At 66.1% G+C, this 18389-nt stretch carries 18 protein-coding genes and 1 tRNA gene; 17 read left to right on the top strand and 2 right to left on the bottom strand.

Going from position 1 to position 18389, the window contains the following annotated elements:
• Window position 1 precedes the first annotated feature (1 nt).
• The 12 genes from AC56KL_RS15550 (at window position 2) to AC56KL_RS15495 (ending at window position 13238) form a co-directional block, all read left to right on the top strand.
• Window positions 2-433: an ExbD/TolR family protein gene (locus AC56KL_RS15550; protein ID WP_497181064.1), complete on the top strand. Its 432-nt coding sequence runs from the start codon at window positions 2-4 to the stop codon at window positions 431-433.
• 81 nt (window positions 434-514) lie between these two features.
• Window positions 515-946 (top strand): ExbD/TolR family protein, encoded by a 432-nt coding sequence (locus AC56KL_RS15545; RefSeq protein ID WP_497181063.1) that lies wholly within the window; start codon window positions 515-517, stop codon window positions 944-946.
• Between the two features lie 68 nt (window positions 947-1014).
• Window positions 1015-2241 carry a tetratricopeptide repeat protein gene (locus AC56KL_RS15540; protein WP_497181062.1) on the top strand — a complete coding sequence of 409 codons (1227 nt, stop codon included), beginning with the start codon at window positions 1015-1017 and terminating at the stop codon, window positions 2239-2241.
• Window positions 2242-2559: 318 nt separating this feature from the next.
• On the top strand, window positions 2560-3531 hold the full coding sequence (locus AC56KL_RS15535; RefSeq protein WP_497181061.1) for a bifunctional riboflavin kinase/FAD synthetase: 972 nt from the start codon (window positions 2560-2562) through the stop codon (window positions 3529-3531).
• Between the two features lie 94 nt (window positions 3532-3625).
• Entirely contained in the window at window positions 3626-6535 is a 2910-nt protein-coding gene (ileS, locus tag AC56KL_RS15530; RefSeq protein WP_497181060.1) for an isoleucine--tRNA ligase, read from the top strand.
• A 94-nt stretch (window positions 6536-6629) separates the two neighbouring features.
• The gene (gene lspA, locus AC56KL_RS15525; RefSeq protein WP_497181059.1) at window positions 6630-7160 is read left to right on the top strand and encodes a signal peptidase II; all 531 of its coding nucleotides are present in this window, start codon (window positions 6630-6632) and stop codon (window positions 7158-7160) included.
• A 50-nt stretch (window positions 7161-7210) separates the two neighbouring features.
• The gene (gene coaBC, locus AC56KL_RS15520; RefSeq protein WP_497181188.1) at window positions 7211-8431 is read left to right on the top strand and encodes a bifunctional phosphopantothenoylcysteine decarboxylase/phosphopantothenate--cysteine ligase CoaBC; all 1221 of its coding nucleotides are present in this window, start codon (window positions 7211-7213) and stop codon (window positions 8429-8431) included.
• Between the two features lie 25 nt (window positions 8432-8456).
• Window positions 8457-8906, top strand: coding sequence for a dUTP diphosphatase (gene dut / locus AC56KL_RS15515; RefSeq protein WP_497181058.1), 450 nt, complete (start codon window positions 8457-8459; stop codon window positions 8904-8906).
• 73 nt (window positions 8907-8979) lie between these two features.
• Window positions 8980-10074, top strand: coding sequence for a M48 family metallopeptidase (locus AC56KL_RS15510; RefSeq protein ID WP_497181057.1), 1095 nt, complete (start codon window positions 8980-8982; stop codon window positions 10072-10074).
• Window positions 10075-10318: 244 nt separating this feature from the next.
• The gene (locus AC56KL_RS15505) at window positions 10319-11353 is read left to right on the top strand and encodes an XdhC family protein (RefSeq protein ID WP_497181056.1); all 1035 of its coding nucleotides are present in this window, start codon (window positions 10319-10321) and stop codon (window positions 11351-11353) included.
• A gap of 76 nt (window positions 11354-11429) precedes the next feature.
• The gene (locus tag AC56KL_RS15500) at window positions 11430-12335 is read left to right on the top strand and encodes a DMT family transporter (protein ID WP_497181055.1); all 906 of its coding nucleotides are present in this window, start codon (window positions 11430-11432) and stop codon (window positions 12333-12335) included.
• A 15-nt stretch (window positions 12336-12350) separates the two neighbouring features.
• A complete protein-coding gene (locus AC56KL_RS15495) occupies window positions 12351-13238 on the top strand; it encodes a DNA-3-methyladenine glycosylase family protein (protein ID WP_497181054.1) in 888 nt (295 codons plus the stop codon).
• Window positions 13239-13257: 19 nt separating this feature from the next.
• Here the strand turns inward: AC56KL_RS15495 and AC56KL_RS15490 are convergent, their stop codons facing one another.
• Both AC56KL_RS15490 and AC56KL_RS15485 read right to left on the bottom strand, forming a co-directional pair.
• Window positions 13258-13671, bottom strand: a complete 414-nt coding sequence (locus tag AC56KL_RS15490) for a T6SS immunity protein Tdi1 domain-containing protein (protein ID WP_497181053.1) — start codon at window positions 13669-13671, stop codon at window positions 13258-13260.
• Between the two features lie 183 nt (window positions 13672-13854).
• Window positions 13855-13931, bottom strand: a tRNA-Met gene (locus tag AC56KL_RS15485).
• A 173-nt stretch (window positions 13932-14104) separates the two neighbouring features.
• Here AC56KL_RS15485 and AC56KL_RS15480 point away from each other — a divergent pair.
• From AC56KL_RS15480 to AC56KL_RS15460, 5 genes are all read left to right on the top strand, one after another.
• Entirely contained in the window at window positions 14105-14686 is a 582-nt protein-coding gene (locus tag AC56KL_RS15480; RefSeq protein ID WP_497181052.1) for an NUDIX hydrolase, read from the top strand.
• A 12-nt stretch (window positions 14687-14698) separates the two neighbouring features.
• Window positions 14699-15418 (top strand): leucyl/phenylalanyl-tRNA--protein transferase, encoded by a 720-nt coding sequence (gene aat / locus AC56KL_RS15475; protein WP_497181051.1) that lies wholly within the window; start codon window positions 14699-14701, stop codon window positions 15416-15418.
• A 76-nt stretch (window positions 15419-15494) separates the two neighbouring features.
• On the top strand, window positions 15495-16223 hold the full coding sequence (locus tag AC56KL_RS15470; RefSeq protein WP_497181050.1) for an arginyltransferase: 729 nt from the start codon (window positions 15495-15497) through the stop codon (window positions 16221-16223).
• 57 nt (window positions 16224-16280) lie between these two features.
• Entirely contained in the window at window positions 16281-17315 is a 1035-nt protein-coding gene (locus tag AC56KL_RS15465; RefSeq protein WP_497181049.1) for a quinone-dependent dihydroorotate dehydrogenase, read from the top strand.
• Window positions 17316-17320: 5 nt separating this feature from the next.
• A complete protein-coding gene (locus AC56KL_RS15460; protein ID WP_497181048.1) occupies window positions 17321-18367 on the top strand; it encodes an aldo/keto reductase in 1047 nt (348 codons plus the stop codon).
• Window positions 18368-18389: the final 22 nt, after the last annotated feature.

The raw sequence follows: 18389 nt of genomic DNA, 5'->3' as shown, positions 1-18389 counted from the left end.
CATGTCGATGAGTGTCGGCTCCGATTCCGGAGATGAAGATACCGTGATGTCGGAGATCAACACGACGCCCCTCGTGGACATCATGTTGGTTCTCCTGATCATCTTCCTGATCACCAGTCCGGTGGTTCTGAATCTGCAGAAAGTGAATCTGCCTACAGAGACGAACCAGGTCACCAAGTCCAAGCCGGAAGACGTCAACATCACCATCAACAAAGATGGCGAGATGTACTACAACCAGACGCGTCTCGCGAACACGGACGAGCTGTTCAAGTTCCTCGCGGAGCAGTCGGTGAAGCAGCCGCAGCCGGCAGTGAAGGTTCGTGGCGACCAATCGTCGCGCTACGAAGCGGTTGGCCGGGTGATCTACACGGCTCAGCGTGCTGGGATTCAGAAGGTCGGTTTCATCATCGAACCGCCTGACAAGGGGGGTTGATACCCTGTCCGCGATATCGGGGTTTTCTGCGGAAGACCTTGATATCGCGTCCGTGACCCCAACATTTGAAAAGGAAACACCATGGGCATGAACGTAGGTTCGGGCTCCGCTAAAGGAGCAGATCCGGAACCGATGATGGAAATGAACATGACGCCGCTGATCGACGTCCTGCTCGTTCTCATCATTATGATGATTATCACGATTCCGAAACAAGACCACTCGGTCAATCTGAACATGCCGGTCGGCACCCCGCCGCCGCAAACCACCCAGCCGGTGGTCGTGACGATTGACGTGGACTTCGACGGCACCATCCTCTGGGATGGCCAGGTGATCCCGGATCGTGCGACCCTGGAAGCCAAGATGAACGGCATCGCTGCGATGCCGGACCAGCCGGAAGTGCATTTGCGTCCGAACAAGCTGGTCGAGTACAAGGTGGTGGCCGGCGTCATGGCAACTGCACAGCGTCTCGGCGTCACCAAGATCGGCATGGTCGGTAACGAGCAGTTCCAGTAACCGATCCATGTATGACCAACACGGCAGGGTTTCCCTGCCGTGTCCATTTTGAAGAAGGATGTTTTCAGATGATTAAATTCCGTCTCGCACACCTTGGCCTCGCGCTGGCCGCTCTTGGTTTCACCGCAAGCCTGCCGGTTGTCGGCCTGGCTCCCGTGCACGCCGCGGTTACCCTGCGTCCGGAACTCGGCAAGCCGCTGCAACAGGCACAGGCGCAGATCAAGCAAGGCAATCCAAAGGGCGCCCTGGCTACCCTGCGCGATGCGGACAAGGCAGCGAAAACCGATGACGAACGCTTCCTGGTCGAGCAGGTGCGCGCCTCCGCTGCCTCGTCGGCCGGCGACTGGAACACCGCGGCCAACTCCTTCGAGAAGCTGCTTGATTCGGGCAAGCTGAGCGCCAGCCAGCGCTCGCAATATTCGGAAGGCCTGGTCGGCATCTATATGCGTGCCGGCGACCTGAACAAGGCAAACGCCACCATCAAGAAACTGCTGCAGAAGGGCAACGATCCCAAGCTGCGCGCTTACCTGCTCCAGAACTACTACAAGCAGGGTAACGTCGCCGCGCTCGAACAGGAACTGCGCGTCGCCGAAAAGAGCGGCCGCCTGAGCGAAGACGAGCTCGGCATGCTGGCCAACATCCAGCTCAAGAAGAACGACAGGGCCGGCTATGTCAACACCATCGAGAAGCTGGCCGCTGGCTATCCGAAGGCCCAGTACTGGAACGACCTGCTGAACCGCGTGCAGGGCAAGCCTGGCTTCTCGGGCCGCCTGTCCGTGGACGTGTACCGCCTGAAGCTCGCGAACAACCTGTTGAAGAAGCCGAGCGAGTTCATGGAAATGGCCCAGCTCGTGCTGCAGGCGAAGGCCCCGGCCGAAGCCCTGAAGGTCATCGACAAGGGCTACAAGGCGGGCGCGCTGGGCACCGGCGCCGATGCCGAACGCCACAAGCGCCTGAAAGACCTGGCCGAGAAGAGCATGGCCGACCAGAACAAGGGTGTTGCTGCCCTGGAAGCCGAATACACGGCCGCCAAGGACAATGATGCACTCGTGGGTCTCGGCTACGCGCTGGTCCAGGCTGGCCAGGCTGACAAGGGCCTGAAGATGATGGAATCCGCGATCAAGGCCGGTGGCCTGCGCTACCCGGACGAAGCCAAGCTGCGCCTGGGTGAAGCCTACGCCGCGGCCGGCAAGAAGCAGCAAGCCATCTCGACGCTCAGGACCGTCGGCGGCAAGGACGGCAGCGCCGACCTGGCCCGCTACTGGATCATGGCAATCAACCGTCCGATCGCCTGATTTCAAGGCTGATCGCACGATCAGGAAGCGCCGCCTGCTCGCAGGCGGCGTTTTTTTTCGACGCAGCCCTCGCAGTCCGCTTCGCGTAGGCTGGTCGGCTTGCCGACCGCGCGTTCAACGTCACGCTGCACTGCCAAGGCGCCGGCGCAAGCCAGTCAGGCGTCCAATATCTTGCCCCGCTGCCGCAGTGCTGGCTTCAGCTGAACGCGCGGTCGGCAAAGCCGACCACCCTACACCGACGTTGCTGTGCAACATCCCAGTTACCGTATAATCAGGTATTTCGCGCCGGACCGGCCGGCTGCGCAACTGGAATCATTGATGAAGGTATTTCGCGGACTTCCCAACGACAGGGCGCGCGCACCCTGCGCCCTCACGATCGGCAACTTTGACGGTGTCCACCGCGGCCACCAGGCATTGTTGGCGCACGTGCGCGGCGCCGCCGCTGACCTGGGGATCGAAGCGGCCGTGATGACCTTCGAGCCGCACCCGCGCGAATACTTCGCCCGCAAGATGGGCGACCTGTCCAAAGCCCCCGCACGCATCGCCAACCTGCGCGACAAGCTGGGCGACCTGTCCAATGCCGGCATCGACCGCGTCATCGTCGAGCACTTCAACGAACACTTCGCCGCTCAGTCGCCACAGGACTTCATCGAGCGCGTGCTGGTCGACGGCCTCCACGTCAAGTGGCTGATGGTGGGCGACGACTTCCGCTTCGGCGCACGCCGTGCGGGCGACATCGCCATGCTGCAGGAGGCCGGCCGGCGGTTCGGCTTCCAGGTCGAGACCCTGGAAGCGGTGATGCTGGGCCAGCGCCGCATCTCGTCCTCGGCCGTGCGCGAAGCGCTGGCCGCCGGCGACTTCGCCGCCACCCAGGGCTTGCTGGGCCATCCGTATGCCATGTCCGGCCACGTAGTCCACGGCCAGAAGCTGGGCCGCACGCTGGGCTTCCCGACCCTGAACCTGCGCGTCGCGCACCGCCCCGCCCTGTGCGGCATCTTCGTGGTGCAGGTGCACGGTTTGGCGGACCGGCCGCTGCCGGCGGTCGCCAGCCTCGGCGTACGTCCCACCGTCGAGGACAGCGGCCGCATGCTGCTCGAGGTCCATGTGTTCGACTACGACCAGAGCGCCTACGGCAAGCTGGTGCGGGTGGAATTCCTCGCCAAGCTGCGCGACGAGGAAAAATACGTCGACCTGCCCACCCTCGCCGCCGCCATCGAGCGCGACGCCGTCCAGGCGCGCGCCTTCTTCGCGAACCGCAACGGCGCCCTGACCGCGACCGACCGAATTTGACGTACCTCCATCGCCCGCCTCACCGAGGCGCGCCACCGAACACCGGCGCACGCGCTTGCCGCGACGCCAGACGAATCCCTTAGAGAAGAAGCTTATGTCCGATACAAAACCCGTCAATAGTAGCGCCGTCCAGAACCAGGCTGCCCAGAAAGGCGCCAAGAAGCCAGAGAGCAAATACCCGGTCAACATGACCGACACCCCTTTCCCGATGCGCGGCGACCTCGCCAAGCGCGAGCCGGGCTGGGTCAAGCAATGGCAGGACAAGAAGATCTACCAGCGCATCCGCAAGGCGGCGGCCGGCCGTCCGAAGTTCATCCTGCACGACGGCCCTCCGTACGCGAACGGCGACATCCACCTGGGCCACGCCGTCAACAAGATTCTGAAGGACATGGTCGTGAAATCGCGCACCATGGCCGGCTTCGATGCCCCCTACGTGCCGGGCTGGGACTGCCACGGCATGCCGATCGAGATCCAGATCGAAAAGCAGTTCGGCAAGAACCTCCCCACCGCCGAAGTGCTGCAGAAAGCGCGCGCCTACGCGCTCGAGCAGATCGACCGCCAACGCGCCGGCTTCATCCGCCTGGGCGTGCTCGGCGAATGGGAAAACCCCTACATGACCATGGCCTACGGTAACGAGGCCGACGAACTGCGCGCGCTCGGCAAGCTGTTGGAGAAGGGTTATGTCTATCGGGGCCTCAAGCCCGTCAACTGGTGCTTCGACTGCGGCTCGGCACTGGCCGAGGCCGAGGTGGAATACCAGGACAAGCGCGACCCGGCCATCGACGTCGGCTTCCCGTTCGCGGAACTGGAAAAGGTCGCGGCCGCTTTCGGCCTGCCGCAACTGCCGACCACCAACGGCTTCATCGTGATCTGGACCACCACGCCGTGGACCATCCCGTCGAACCAGGCCCTGAACGCCAACCCGGAAGTCACCTACGTGCTGGTGCAGGCCGAACGCGAGGGCGAGCCCCTGCTGCTGATCCTGGCCCAGGACCTGGCCGAATCCGTACTCCAGCGCTACAAGCTGGAAGGCACCGTCATCGCCACCACCCTGGGCGAAAAGCTCGGCGGTATCCGCTTCAGGCACCCGCTGCACGCGGCCGACCCGTTCTACGATCGCACCTCGCCGGTCTACCTGGCCGACTATGTGACGACCGACAGCGGCACCGGCGTGGTGCACTCGGCCCCGGCCTACGGCCAGGAAGACTTCCAGTCCTGCAAGGCGCACGGCATGAAGGACGACGAGATCCTGAAACCCGTGATGGGCGACGGCCGCTTCGCCTCGACCCTGCCGCTGTTCGGCGGATTGACTATCTGGGAAGCCAGCAAGCCGATCTGCGAAGCCCTGCGCGGCGCGGGCGCGCTGTTCGAACTGAAGATGTTCGACCACAGCTACATGCACTGCTGGCGCCACAAGACCCCGATCGTCTACCGCGCAACGAGCCAGTGGTTCGCCGGCATGGACCTCACCCCGAAAGACGGCGGCAAGACCCTGCGCGAGACCGCACTTGCCGGCATCGCCGAGACCCGGTTCTTCCCCGACTGGGGCCAGGCCCGCCTGCAGGGCATGATCGCCAACCGTCCGGACTGGACCCTGTCGCGCCAGCGCCAGTGGGGCGTGCCGATGGCCTTCTTCATCCACAAGGAAACCGGCGCGCTGCACCCGCGCACCCCGGAACTGCTGGAGCAGGTCGCCAGGCTGATCGAAGAACAAGGCATCGAAGCCTGGCAGCAGCTCGACCCAAGCACCTTGCTGGGCGAGGATGCAGCCGACTTTGAGAAGAACAAGGACACGCTGGACGTGTGGTTCGACTCCGGCTCGACCCACCAGACCGTGCTGCGCGGCTCCCACGCCGAGCAATCCGCCTTCCCCGCCGACCTCTACCTGGAAGGTTCGGACCAGCACCGCGGCTGGTTCCACTCCTCGCTCCTGACCTCCTCGATGCTCAACGGCCGCCCGCCCTACAAGGCGCTGCTGACCCACGGCTTCACGGTTGACGAGAACGGCAAGAAGATGTCCAAGTCGCTGGGCAACACGCTGGCCCCGCAAAAGATCTCGGATACGCTCGGCGCCGACATCCTGCGCCTGTGGGTGGCCTCGACCGACTACACGGGCGAGCTGTCGATCGGCGAAGAGATCCTCAAGCGCGTCACCGAGTCCTACCGCCGCATCCGCAACACCCTGCGCTTCCTGCTGGCTAACACCTCGGACTTCGACCCGGCCCGGCACGCCGTCCCGGTGGCCGAGCTGCTCGAGATCGACCGCTACGCGATCGCCGCGATGGCCGCGCTGCAGGACGACATCGCCGGCCACTTCGAGCGCTACGAGTTCCATCCGGTCGTCTCGCGCCTGCAGAACTACTGCTCGGAAGACCTGGGCGGCTTCTACCTCGACATTCTGAAGGACCGCCTGTACACCACCGGCGTGGACTCGATCGCACGGCGTTCGGCCCAGACCGCGCTGTGGCACATCGCCCATGCGCTGCTGCGCGTGATGGCGCCGATCCTGTCCTTCACGGCCGAGGAAGCCTGGGCCGTGTTCGCGGGCCAGCAAGACTATGCGGAGTCGGACGAGACCATCTTCACCCAGACCCTGTGGACCTTCCCGGAGCTGCCTGACGCGCCGGCGCTGCTGGCCAAGTACGCGGCCTTGCGCGAGGTGCGCGCCGACGTCACCAAGCAGCTGGAAGAAGTACGCGCCTCGGGCGCCATCGGTTCCTCGCTGCAGGCGGAGCTGGCGATCAAGGCGGCGGGCGACAAGTACGCGCTGCTGGCCAGCCTCGAGGATGACCTGAAGTTCGTGTTCATCACCTCGCAGGCCAGCGTCGAGCAGGTGGCGGACGCCGCCAACGAGGCAGTGAGCGTCGTGCCGGCGGAAGCGGAAAAGTGCGAGCGCTGCTGGCACTACCGCCGCGACGTCGGCCACGACCATGCACACGCCGGGCTGTGCGGCCGCTGCACGAGCAACCTGTTCGGCAGCGGCGAAGCGCGCCGCTTTGCCTGAAGCGGGCGCCTGACCGAAGCCCCTCGCGGGGTCCCAGCGCCGCGCCGCGCTCCTTCGCTGGGGGCGCGGCGTGGCGGACACTACTTCCTCTACCATGGCCACCAAAAAGAAAACCGCATCGCCGGGCGCCAAGCCCGTCTACAAGCCTAGCGCCAGCCTGTTCCCGTGGCTCGGCCTGTCCGCGATCATCGTCCTGTTCGACCAGGTCACCAAGCTCACCGTCGAACGCACTTTCGCCTATGCCGAGACGCTGCCGGTCACCGGCTTCTTCAACCTGATCAAGGTGTACAACCCGGGGGCGGCCTTCAGCTTCCTGGGCGACGCCAGCGGCTGGCAGCGCTGGTTCTTCCTCGCGATCGCCATCGGCGCAGTGGGCTTCTGCCTGGTCATGATGAAGAAGAACGCCAGCCAGCGCCTGTTCTGCTTCGCGCTGGCCCTGATCATGGCGGGCGCGATCGGCAATGGCATCGACCGCGTGGTGCACGGCCACGTGATCGACTTCCTCGATTTCTACTGGACCGGCATCGGCCACTTCCCGGCCTTTAACATCGCCGACATCGGCATCTCGGTCGGCGCCTTCCTGTTCATCGTGGACGAGCTGCGGCGCGTAAATAAGTCATCATGAGCAAGTCGTCATGAGCGAGTCGTGACCTGGATACTGGAGGCAACATGAGCATGGACCTGAAGGGCAAGAAGATCGTCCTCGGCCTGACCGGGGGCGTGGCCTGCTACAAGGCGGCCGAACTGTGCCGCTCGCTCGTCAAGCAGGGCGCCAGCGTGCAGGTGGTGATGACCGAAGCGGCCACCCATTTCATCGGCGCGGTTACCATGCAGGCCCTGTCCGGCCAGCCGGTCTATCTCGACCAGTGGGACGCGCGCATGGCCAACAACATGGCCCACATCGATCTCACGCGCGATGCCGACGCCGTGCTGGTCGCGCCCTGCTCGGCGGACTTCATCCGCAAGCTGGCGCACGGCGCCTGCGACGACCTGCTGTCGACGCTGTGCGTGGCGCGCCCGCGCCGCGCGCCGCTGCTGGTGGCGCCGGCCATGAACGTCGAGATGTGGGAGAACCCGGCGACGGTGCGCAACGTCGCCCAGATCCGTGAGGACGGCGTCCGGCTGTTCGGCCCCGCGGCCGGTTCCCAGGCCTGCGGCGAGACCGGCCTCGGCCGCATGCTCGAGCCGGAAGAACTGGTCGAGGAACTGATCGCCTCGTTCCAGCACAAGCTGCTGGCCGGGCGCCGCGTCCTGATCACGGCCGGCCCTACCTTCGAGCCGATCGATCCGGTGCGCGGCATCACCAACCTCTCCTCGGGCAAGATGGGTTATGCAGTGGCGCGCGCCGCGCGCGAAGCCGGCGCCGAGGTCACACTGGTGACCGGGCCGACCGCGCTGCCGACCCCGCACGGGGTGCGCCGCATCGACGTGCTCACCGCCCGGGAGATGCACGACGCCGTGATGGCGGGCGTGACGGGCCAGCACGTCTTCATCGGCGTGGCTGCGGTAGCCGACTGGCGCGTGGCCAATGCCAGCGAGCAGAAGATCAAGAAAGGGGCGGATGGCGCCGCGCCCCAGTTGGAATTCGTCCAGAACCCCGACATCCTGGCCCTGGTCGCCGCCACCACCTCGCTCTCCGGCTGGCCCTATTGCGTGGGCTTTGCCGCCGAATCCGACAACCTGGTGGAATTCGGCGCGGCCAAGCGCGAGAAAAAAGGTATTCCCCTGTTGGTGGGCAATATCGGACCGCAAACCTTCGGGCAGGATGAGAACACCATCGTGCTGTTCGACGAAACCGGCCATACCGTACTGCCCCGCGCCGACAAGCTGAGCCTGGCGCGCCAGCTGGTCTCCGAAATCGCGAAGCGCCTGGAACGGCGCTCGCTGCTCACCTGAATTGACAGAACAACATAAGAACAGCATGAAGAACATCGATCTAAAAATCCTCGACCCGCGCATGAAGGACCTGCTGCCGGCCTACGGCACGCCCGGCAGCGCCGGCCTCGACCTGCGCGCCTGCGTCGACGCGCCGCTCGTCATCGAAGCCGGCCAGACGGTGCTGGTGCCGACCGGCCTGGCCATCCACATCGGCGATCCCGGCTATGCCGCGATGATCCTGCCGCGCAGTGGACTCGGCCATAAGAACGGCATCGTTCTCGGCAATCTGGTAGGCTTGATCGACTCCGATTACCAGGGACAGTTGATGGTCTCGACCTGGAACCGCGGCCATGCCGCCTTCACGCTGCAGCCGATGGACCGGCTGGCCCAGCTCGTGATCGTGCCCGTGCTGCAGGTCGGCTTCAACGTGGTAGAGGAGTTCGCATCGAGCGAACGGGGCGCCGGCGGGTTCGGCAGCACCGGCAAACAATAACAACACCAAGCGCCTGGCAAAACGCCGAGGGCAAGCCATCGGAGGAATCGGCAGGCGCGTCAAAAGGAGGACCATGATCCGCATCCATCGCCTGAGCCGGCGCTTCAGCCGGACTGCGCTGGGATTCGCCACCGCAGCACTGCTCTCGGCCTGTGCCACGCAGGGACCAATTCAGCCGGGCCAGCCAGGCCCCCGCGGACCGGCCGTGCAAGCCGCGCCGCCGATCACACCGGAAATGGCGGCCGCAGCCGATACGCTTACCCGGATGGCCACGCTGCAGGACCGGCTGTACAAGGTCGCCGCGCCCCTTCTCATCGACAACGCGGAACTGTGCACGCGCCACGCGCGCAACCTGCTCGGTTTCACCGCCAAGAACCGGTATTCCTATACGGGCCAGTACAACGAGGCCGCGCACCTGGTGCTCGGCATGGGCGAACGGCTGCAAGTGACCAATGTGCTGGCCGGCAGCGGCGCCGCCAAGGCCGGGCTGCGCCAGGGCGACCTGCTGGTGGCCGCGGGCGGCAAGTCCCTGCCACCCGGGCCGGATGCCTTGAAGCAGGCCGGCGCCATTTTCTTCCCGATCGTGGCGAAACAGGCGACGCTGCCGCTGACCGTCGAGCGCCAGGGCCAGGAGCGCAGCCTGAGCATCCCGGTCACCCGCGCCTGCGCCTACGCCATCGAACTGGGCAACGCCGACAACGTCAACGCCTACGCCGATGGCCAGCGCATCCTGGTCACACGCGGCATGATGGGCTTTACCGAGAACGATACCGAGCTGGCTTATGTGCTGGCCCACACGATGGCGCACAACATGCTGAACCATGCGGCCAGCCAGCGCAACGCCGCCACCATCGGCAGCATCATCGACAACCTGGCCAGCATCGTGCCGGACACCTCGATGCTGATCGGCAGCGGCGGCATCAAGGCGATACCAGCTGCGCAGGACAGCGCGGCCGACCGCCTCGCGGTCTACCTGCTGGCGCGGGCCGACTACCGTGTCGACGGGGTTGCCGGGTTCTGGAAGCGTTTTGCCGAGACCTATCCGGCGACGGTGCTGAACGGGCACACCGCCAACCATCCGGCGCTGGCGCAGCGCACGGCCGCCATCGACAGGGCGGTGGCCGAGGTCAAGGCGAAGAAGTCGGCGAACCAGGCGCTCAAGCCCTGACGCAAGACTGCTGGCCCGTCAGATGCGGACGCCCTGGTGCGTCCGCGTTTATATCGCGGCCTGCGTATTCTCTGTAGGGTGGTCGGCTTGCCGACCGCGCGTTCAACTCCTGCATGCATGGTGGCTGCGCATCCGATAGTTGGACGCGCGGTCGGCATAGCCGACCACCCTACCAACCACCGTCCGGCAAGCCTGCCGCGTTGCTTGTATCATTGCCTATTCCGACCACCACGCCGCCGGCACCATGGACAGCATCGACCTCGACGTACTGAAGACCTGCGAGGCCTGGCTCGCCGCAGGCCACCGCTGCCAGCTGGTGACCGTCATCAAGACCTGGGGCTCGAGCCCGCGCCCGGTCGGCGCCACCCTCGGCATCTGCGAGGACGGCCGCGTGGTCGGCTCGGTGTCCGGCGGCTGCATCGAGGACGACCTGATCGACCGGGTGCGCGCGAACGGCATCGAACTGGCGCGCCCCGAGATCCTCAGCTACGGCATCAGCGCCGACGAGGCGCACCGCTTCGGCCTGCCCTGCGGCGGCACCATCGAGCTGGCCATCGAACCGCTGTCGCAGGACAGCCGCGTCGGCGAACTGCTGGCGCGCCTGCAGGAGGGTGAACTGGTGGAGCGCCGCGTGGACCTGGCCTCCGGCGCCGTCACCCTGGCGCGCGCCGCGGCCGGCGCCGTCCAGCGCCTCGAGGAGGGCGTGCTCGCCACCATCCACGGCCCCCGCTGGCGCCTGTTCATCATCGGCGCCGGCCCGCTGTCTCGCTTCCTGGCCCAGGTGGCGAGCGGCATGGACTACCGCGTCACGGTGTGCGACCCGCGCGAGGAATACCGCAGCGGCTGGAACCTGGCGGGTGTGGAGCTGGTCCATGTGATGCCGGACGACCTGGTGATCGAAGCGCGCCTGGATGCCCGCTGCGCGGTGGTCGCCCTCACCCACGATCCGAAGCTGGACGACCTGGCGCTGATGGAAGCCCTGAAGTCCGACGCATTCTACGTGGGCGCGATCGGCTCGCGCCTGAACAACGAGCGGCGGCGCGAGCGCCTCAAGCTGTTCGACCTCGACGACGCCCAGCTGGCGCGCCTGCACGGCCCGGTCGGCATCTACATCGGCAGCAAGACTCCGAGCGAGATCGCGATCTCGATCATGGCCGAGATGACGGCCGTGAAGAACGGCGTGCCGCCGGCGCTGCTGGTGCCCCACGCGACAGCCGCTGCCGCGCTGCAGCCTGCCGGCACGGCGGCCTGCGCCGCCGCGGGCGGGGCCGGCGCGTGAATTCGGGCGCAAGAACCGGCTGGCGCCAAGCCGCCCCTGCCGCCACCATGGCTTTTCTTTTTCTCGCGCTCTCCCGATGAATACCGTGAACATGCTGCGCCTCGTGGCGCTGGCCGCCATCTGGGGCGGCTCCTTTCTCTTCATGCGCATCGCCGCGCCGGTGCTCGGACCGGCCGTCCTGATCGAATACCGGGTGCTGTTCGCCGCCCTGTTCCTGCTTGCCGTCGCCTGGGTAATGGCAAGGCGCGGCAAGGCGGCGCCGCTCGACCTGCGCCGCAACTGGAAGCACTTCCTGATGCTGGGCTTTTTCAACTCGGCCCTGCCCTTCCTGCTGTTCGCCTTCGCTGCCCGCACGCTGTCGGCCTCGATGCTGTCTGTGCTGAACGCCACCGCACCCATGTTCGGCGCCCTGGTGGGTGCGGTCTGGGCGCGCCAGGCCGTATCGGGCCGCGCCGCGCTTGGGCTGGTGCTGGGCACGGTCGGCGTAGGCCTGCTGGTCGGCTTCGACCACGTGTCGGAGCGTCCCGGCGCCAGGCTTGCCATCGCCGCGGCGCTGGCGGCGGCCTTCTGCTACAGCATCGCCAGCCAGTACGCCAAGTCGGCCAGGGCGGTGGCACCCTTCGCCAACGCGCACGGCTCGATGTGGGCCGCCACCCTGTGCGTGATCCCGGCCCTGCCCTTCTTCCCCTCGCCCGGCGAAGCCACGCCGGGCATCATGGCCGCGGTGCTGGCGCTGGGCGTGGTCTGCAGTGGCATCGCCTATATCCTCTATTTCAAGCTGATCGAGGAAGTGGGCCCGACCTCGGCGCTCACGGTGACTTTTCTCAACCCGATGTTCGGCATCCTGTGGGGCGCGCTGTTCCTGCATGAAGTGATCGGCTGGCATACGCTGCTTGGATCAGCCATCGTGCTGGTCGGCACCGCGCTGGTCACGGGCTTCGTGCCGTCCTTCCTGCGCGGCCGGGCCGCGCAGGCCAAATAACGGATTCCATCTGCGATGGCAGTCCATTTCAGCCTTGACCTGCCGCCCGGCTACCGCCTGGACGACATCCTCGCCTTCCACGGCCGCGATACCGAAGGCCTGGCCGAACAGGCGACGGCGCAGCGCCTGCGCAAGGGCGTGCTGCTGGGCGGCGCTCCGGTGCTGCTGGAAGTCGCCTTCGAACCCGGCTCCGCCTGCTGCCTGGTCGATGTGGACGGCGAAGTCACGCCGGCGCGCCTGGCCCAGGCGCGCGAGGCCCTGCTCAACATCCTCGGCCTGCGCATCGACCCCGCCGCCTTTGCCGCCTTCGTGCGCGACGATCCGATACTGGGCCCGGTCGTGGCACGCCGGCCCGGCCTGCGCATCGTCCAGTCGGCGACGGTGTTCGAAGCGCTGACCTGGGCCATCATCGGCCAGCAGATCAACCTGCCCTTCGCCATCTCGCTGCGCCGAAGCTTCATCCAGCTCGCCGGATGCGCGCATTCAAGCGACCTGTGGTGTTATCCGGAAGCGCGGGATGTCGCGCGGCTCGCGCTGGAGGACCTGACTTCCCGCAAGTTTTCGCGTGCAAAAGCCGAGACCCTGCTGCGCCTGGCCAGCTTGGTGAGCGAGGGCAAGCTCGCGCTGGACCGCGAGCGTCCGGTTGCCGAGGCCGTGGAAGAACTGCTGGCGATCAAGGGCATCGGCCCCTGGACCGTCAACTATGCCTTGCTGCGCGGCTATGGCTACCCGGACTGTTCGCTGGAGGGCGACGTGGCGATACGCACCGCCCTGCATCGCCTGCTCGGCGGCGAGGCGCGGCCAGGCATCCCGGCGGCGCAGCGCTTGCTGGAGCGCTATGCGCCGCACCGCACGATGGCGGCGGCCTACCTGTGGGCAAGCCTCAGCGAGGACAAGCCATGAGCCGCCGCATGGCGCCGGCTCAGTTCCAGCGCGGCAGGTCGTCGAACTGCTGCGCGCCCTCGCCCGAGAAACGGATCAGTTCCGGCAGGGGCACCGTGGCGAGGTTGTCGCGCCCGTAGTGGCCGCCGAGCGCGCTCGGGATCTTGAGGCAATACTTGCGTCCCTCGGGCAGCGGGCCGAGCGTGGATTCCGCCAGGCGCACGACTTCCGGCATGTACCAGTCGTTCAGGAAATCCTGGTTGTAGGCGAGCGCGTCGAGCGCGGCCCGGCTGTCGGCGACGGGCTCGCAGCACAGGTCTTGCGGGCGCAGCCGCCAGTAGCGTCCTTCGTCGTCGCGGATGATGAGGTTGCCGAATGCGTTGGCGCCAAGGACCTCGACAGCGGTCAATCCGACCCAGCCCCAGGCGTCGTTGATGTCGTCTACGTTGATCATGTCTGCCCCGTCGGTTCGCAGGCCGGCGCAAGCTGCGGCGGCCGGCCGTTTCGCTTGTTGGACAAGGCTGGCTCGGCATCATTCCAGGCGGATGCATCCGGTTTGAGCTGTGTCGTGTAAAGCCCAGCGGGGAATAGAAAACGAAAAAGCCGTTGATCCTTGCGAATCAACGGCTCCGAATTCTGGTTGCGGGGACAGGATTTGAACCTGTGACCTTCGGGTTATGAGCCCGACGAGCTGCCAGACTGCTCCACCCCGCGTCTGATGAAATGAATTATACGCCGAAACGGTCTGTTAGGCAAATCCAATCCGCGCCGGATGAGCGATTGCGGAAGCTCATGCCTTGGCCTTGCCTCGTCCAGCCCGCGCCGGCCACGGCATAAGGCAGGCAAATCAGTGTAAAGTAAGCACAATCTCAACCTGCTGCTGACCTATGAAATTCTGTTCCGAGTGCGCCCATCCGGTCGCCCTGGCGATTCCCGAAGGCGACAACCGGCCGCGCTACGTCTGCCCGCACTGCCATACCATCCACTACCAGAATCCCAAGCTGGTCATCGGTTCGATTCCCGTATGGGAACAGGATGGCAAGCTGCAAGTGCTGCTGTGCAAGCGTGCGATCGAGCCGCGCTACGGCTACTGGACGCTGCCGGCCGGCTTCATGGAAAACGCGGAGACCACGGAACAGGCTGCCGTGCGCGAAACCGAGGAAGAAGCCGGCGCCGATGTCGAGCTCGGCAAACTGTTCACCCTGCTCAACGTGGCCCACGTCCACCAGGTCCACCTGTTCTACCTGGCGCGCCTGCGCAGCCTGGACTTCGCGCCGGGCGAGGAAAGCCTCGAGGTGGCGCTGTACACGCAGGACGAGATTCCCTGGGACGATCTGGCCTTCCCGACCGTGCGCACCACGCTGGAACTCTTCTTTGCCGACCGCGTCAAAGTGCGCGAGGGCGGCAGCTTCGGTTTCCACAGCCGGGACATCGACCGCCCGATGCTGGCTCCCCACGAACCCGACTGATCCTCAGCCGCCATGATCCCCTGGCTCGAGCCGACCTCGCCGTTTCCCGACGTGTCCGAGGCATTGACGGTGGATGCGCCCGGCCTGCTGGCGGCCGGCGCCGACCTGTCGCCCCAGCGCCTGCTGCTGGCCTACCAGAACGGCATCTTTCCCTGGTTCTCCGAAGGCCAGCCCATCCTGTGGTGGAGCACCGATCCGCGCATGGTGCTGCGCCCCGAGCATTTCAGGATCAGCGACAGCCTCAAGAAAACCCTGCGCCGTGTCGAACGCAGCAGGATCGAAGGCGGTCCCTGGCAGGTCCGCTTCGACAGCGCCTTCGAAGACGTGATGCGGGCCTGCGCCGCGCCGCGCAAGGACGGGCCGGGCACCTGGATTTCCGACGACATCATCGGCGGCTACACCGGCCTGCACGCGATGGGCCATGCCCACTCGTCCGAGGTCTGGCTCGACGGCGAACTGGTGGGTGGCGCCTATGGCGTCTGCATCGGCCGCATGTTCTACGGCGAATCGATGTTCGCGCGCGTGTCGGACGCGTCCAAGGTCGCGCTGGCCTACCTGGTCGCCTTCCTGCGCAGCCAGGGCGTGGGGCTGATCGACTGCCAGCAGGAGACCGGCCACCTGGCCTCGCTGGGGGCGGCGCCGATGTCGCGCAGCGCCTTCCTGGCGCACCTGCGCGGCGCCATCCGCGAGCCGGCCATCGGCAGGTGGGAACCGGTCGCTCCCGTTACTTGACTCCGTTGATTGGCTAACAGTGGCGCGGTCCTGTTTTCGCTAAAATAGGTGCATCACGTCGTCTCGAGAGTTTTGCATGACGCACTTAAATGACCTGCCCTTCGCAACCCTGCAGTTCTACACGACGGCGCCCTATCCCTGCAGCTACCTCGATGCGCGCCAGGCGCGTTCCCAGGTGGCGACGCCTTCGCACCTGATCAATGCCGACGTGTACTCCGAGCTGGTGCGCAATGGCTTCCGCCGCAGCGGCATCTTCACGTACCGGCCCTATTGCGACGGCTGCCAGGCCTGCATCCCGGTGCGGGTGAAGTGCGCGGATTTTACGCCCGGCCGCACCCAGCGCCGCGCCTGGAAGCGCCACGGCAAGCTGGTCGCGATGGTCGCCAACCTCGCTTTCTCGGACGAGCATTACGCGCTCTACCTGCGCTACCAGACCACCCGCCACGTCGGCGGCGGCATGGACCAGGACAGCCGCGACCAGTACGCCCAGTTCCTGCTGCAAAGCCGCGTCAACACCCGCCTCGTCGAGTTCCGCGAGCCGGACGGCACCTTGCGCATGGTGTCGATCATCGACGTGCTGTCCGACGGTCTGTCCTCGGTCTACACCTTCTTCGACCCGGATGTGGAGGGCGCCTCGTTCGGCACCTACAACGTGATGTGGCAGGTGAACCAGGCGCGCGAGCTGGGCCTGCAGTATGTCTATCTGGGCTACTGGATCGCGCAAAGTCCGAAGATGGCCTACAAGATCAACTTCCGCCCGCTGGAAGCGCGCATCAAGGGAGTCTGGAGCGTGCTGGAGGCTTGACCGGATCGCTGCTGTCAAGCACGGTAAAATGGCGGGAGTCACCCTAACGAGTCCCCCATGTCCGACAAGCTCCTGTACTCCCTCGCCCGCCCCCTGCTGTTCTCGCTCGACGCCGAGCGCGCCCACAACCTTGCCCTGCCGCTGCTGCGCCGCGCCGCCGCGCTCGGCTTGACCGGGCTGGCCAGCCGGCCGGCCCCGGATCCGCGCACGGTCATGGGCATCCGCTTCCCGAACCCGGTCGGCCTGGCCGCCGGCCTCGACAAGGATGGTGCCTACATCGACGGCCTGGCCGCGCTCGGCTTCGGCTCGATCGAGATCGGCACCGTGACGCCGCGTCCCCAGGGCGGCAACCCCAAGCCGCGCATCTTCCGGCTGCCCCAGGCGCAAGGCATCATCAACCGCATGGGCTTCAACAACGGCGGCGTGGATGCCTTCGTGGCCAATGTCCAGGCCTCCCGCTTCTACCAGGAAAAAGGCGTGCTCGGCCTGAACATCGGCAAGAACGCCGACACCCCGATCGAACGCGCGGCCGACGACTACCTGCACTGCCTGCGCAAGGTCTACCAGTATGCGAGCTATGTGACGGTGAACATCTCGTCGCCGAACACCAAGAACCTGCGCCAGCTGCAGGGCGAATCCGAGCTCGACGGTTTGTTGGGGCAGCTCAAGGCGGAACAGCTGCGCCTGGCCGACCAGCACAAGCGCTACGTGCCGGTGACGCTGAAGATCGCGCCGGACATCGACGGCGACCAGGTGCGCAACATCGCTGGCGCCCTGCTGCGCCACAAGATCGACGGCGTGATCGCCACCAACACGACGCTCAGCCGCACAGCCGTGCAGGGCATGCAGCACGGCGAGGAAGCCGGCGGCCTGTCGGGCGCGCCGGTGTTCGCGCTGTCGAACACGGTGATCCGCCTGCTCAAGGCCGAGCTGGGCGACGCGCTGCCGATCATCGGCGTGGGCGGCATCATGCGCGGCGAGGATGCGCGCGCCAAGATCGAGGCCGGCGCGCAGCTGGTGCAGCTCTACACGGGATTCATCTATGCCGGCCCGGCGCTGGTGCGCGACGCTGCCGCCGCGCTGCGCCGCTGAGCGACATGGAACGCAGGCAGCTCGGGCAAACCGACCTGATGGTGTCGAAGGCCTGCCTCGGCAGCATGACATTCGGCGAGCAGAACACCGAGCTTGAGGCGCACAGCCAGCTCGACTATGCGCTCGAGCGCGGCATCAACTTCATCGATACCGCCGAGATGTACCCGGTGATGGCGCGCCCCGCTACCCAGGGCGCGACCGAGCGCTACATCGGCAGCTGGCTGAAGAAATCCGGCCGGCGCGCCGACATCGTGCTGGCAACCAAGATCGCCGGTCCGAACAAGACCATGCCGTGGATCCGCGGTGCGGGTCACAACCTCGACGCCGCCAATATTCGCACTGCCGTCGAGGACAGCCTGCGCCGCCTGCAGACAGACTACATCGACCTGTACCAGATCCACTGGCCGAGCCGCAATTTGCCGATCTTCGGCGCCAACAGTTTCAGGCCCGAGGCCGAGCGGGCGGCGGTGCCGATCGAGGAAACCCTCGGGGCGCTGGCCGAACTGGTGCGGGCCGGGACCATCCGCCACATCGGCGTGTCGAACGAGAGCGCCTGGGGCGTGTGCGAGTACGTCAAGCAGGCGGAGATGCGCGGGCTGCCGCGCATCGCTACCGTGCAGAACCTGTACAACCTGACGGCGCGCGCTTTCGAGACCAGCCTGATGGACGAGGCCTGCTATCGCGAAGGCGTCAGCCTGCTGGCCTACAGCCCGCTTGCCTTCGGGCAGCTCACGGCGAAATACCTGGATGATCCGAACGCGCGCGGTCGCTTGACGGTCTTTCCGAAGAACTGGAGTCCGCGCTATGTACGCCCTGCCGTGCTGGCAGCCACGGCGGAGTATGCGGCGCTGGCGCGCGCCCATGGCATGCCGCCTTCGCAGATGGCGTTGGCGTGGTGCTATTCGCGCTGGTTCGTGGGCTCGACCATTATCGGCGCGACCAGTCTCACGCAACTGAAGGAGAACATCGATGCGGCGGAGCTGGTGCTGTCAGCCGAGGTCACAGCCGGCATCGATGCGATTCACGCAAAATTTACGAATCCCGGACAGTGAAGAGCACAGCGCGGCAGTTGCG

This window comes from Telluria sp. ZB4P34 (assembly GCF_059686055.1).
Note: the sequence above shows the minus strand (reverse complement) of the source record. Positions and strands in the feature narration are given on the sequence as shown.

Bases quoted from the DNA above. Each gene is read 5' to 3' on its own strand.
- AC56KL_RS15550 (WP_497181064.1), top strand. From the start codon at position 2: ATGTCGATGAGTGTCGGCTCCGATTCCGGAGATGAAGATACCGTGATG.
- AC56KL_RS15545 (WP_497181063.1), top strand. From the start codon at position 515: ATGGGCATGAACGTAGGTTCGGGCTCCGCTAAAGGAGCAGATCCGGAA.
- AC56KL_RS15540 (WP_497181062.1), top strand. From the start codon at position 1,015: ATGATTAAATTCCGTCTCGCACACCTTGGCCTCGCGCTGGCCGCTCTT.
- AC56KL_RS15535 (WP_497181061.1), top strand. From the start codon at position 2,560: ATGAAGGTATTTCGCGGACTTCCCAACGACAGGGCGCGCGCACCCTGC.
- ileS (WP_497181060.1), top strand. From the start codon at position 3,626: ATGTCCGATACAAAACCCGTCAATAGTAGCGCCGTCCAGAACCAGGCT.
- lspA (WP_497181059.1), top strand. From the start codon at position 6,630: ATGGCCACCAAAAAGAAAACCGCATCGCCGGGCGCCAAGCCCGTCTAC.
- coaBC (WP_497181188.1), top strand. From the start codon at position 7,211: ATGGACCTGAAGGGCAAGAAGATCGTCCTCGGCCTGACCGGGGGCGTG.
- dut (WP_497181058.1), top strand. From the start codon at position 8,457: ATGAAGAACATCGATCTAAAAATCCTCGACCCGCGCATGAAGGACCTG.
- AC56KL_RS15510 (WP_497181057.1), top strand. From the start codon at position 8,980: ATGATCCGCATCCATCGCCTGAGCCGGCGCTTCAGCCGGACTGCGCTG.
- AC56KL_RS15505 (WP_497181056.1), top strand. From the start codon at position 10,319: ATGGACAGCATCGACCTCGACGTACTGAAGACCTGCGAGGCCTGGCTC.
- AC56KL_RS15500 (WP_497181055.1), top strand. From the start codon at position 11,430: ATGAATACCGTGAACATGCTGCGCCTCGTGGCGCTGGCCGCCATCTGG.
- AC56KL_RS15495 (WP_497181054.1), top strand. From the start codon at position 12,351: ATGGCAGTCCATTTCAGCCTTGACCTGCCGCCCGGCTACCGCCTGGAC.
- AC56KL_RS15490 (WP_497181053.1), bottom strand. From the start codon at position 13,671: ATGATCAACGTAGACGACATCAACGACGCCTGGGGCTGGGTCGGATTG.
- AC56KL_RS15480 (WP_497181052.1), top strand. From the start codon at position 14,105: ATGAAATTCTGTTCCGAGTGCGCCCATCCGGTCGCCCTGGCGATTCCC.
- aat (WP_497181051.1), top strand. From the start codon at position 14,699: ATGATCCCCTGGCTCGAGCCGACCTCGCCGTTTCCCGACGTGTCCGAG.
- AC56KL_RS15470 (WP_497181050.1), top strand. From the start codon at position 15,495: ATGACGCACTTAAATGACCTGCCCTTCGCAACCCTGCAGTTCTACACG.
- AC56KL_RS15465 (WP_497181049.1), top strand. From the start codon at position 16,281: ATGTCCGACAAGCTCCTGTACTCCCTCGCCCGCCCCCTGCTGTTCTCG.
- AC56KL_RS15460 (WP_497181048.1), top strand. From the start codon at position 17,321: ATGGAACGCAGGCAGCTCGGGCAAACCGACCTGATGGTGTCGAAGGCC.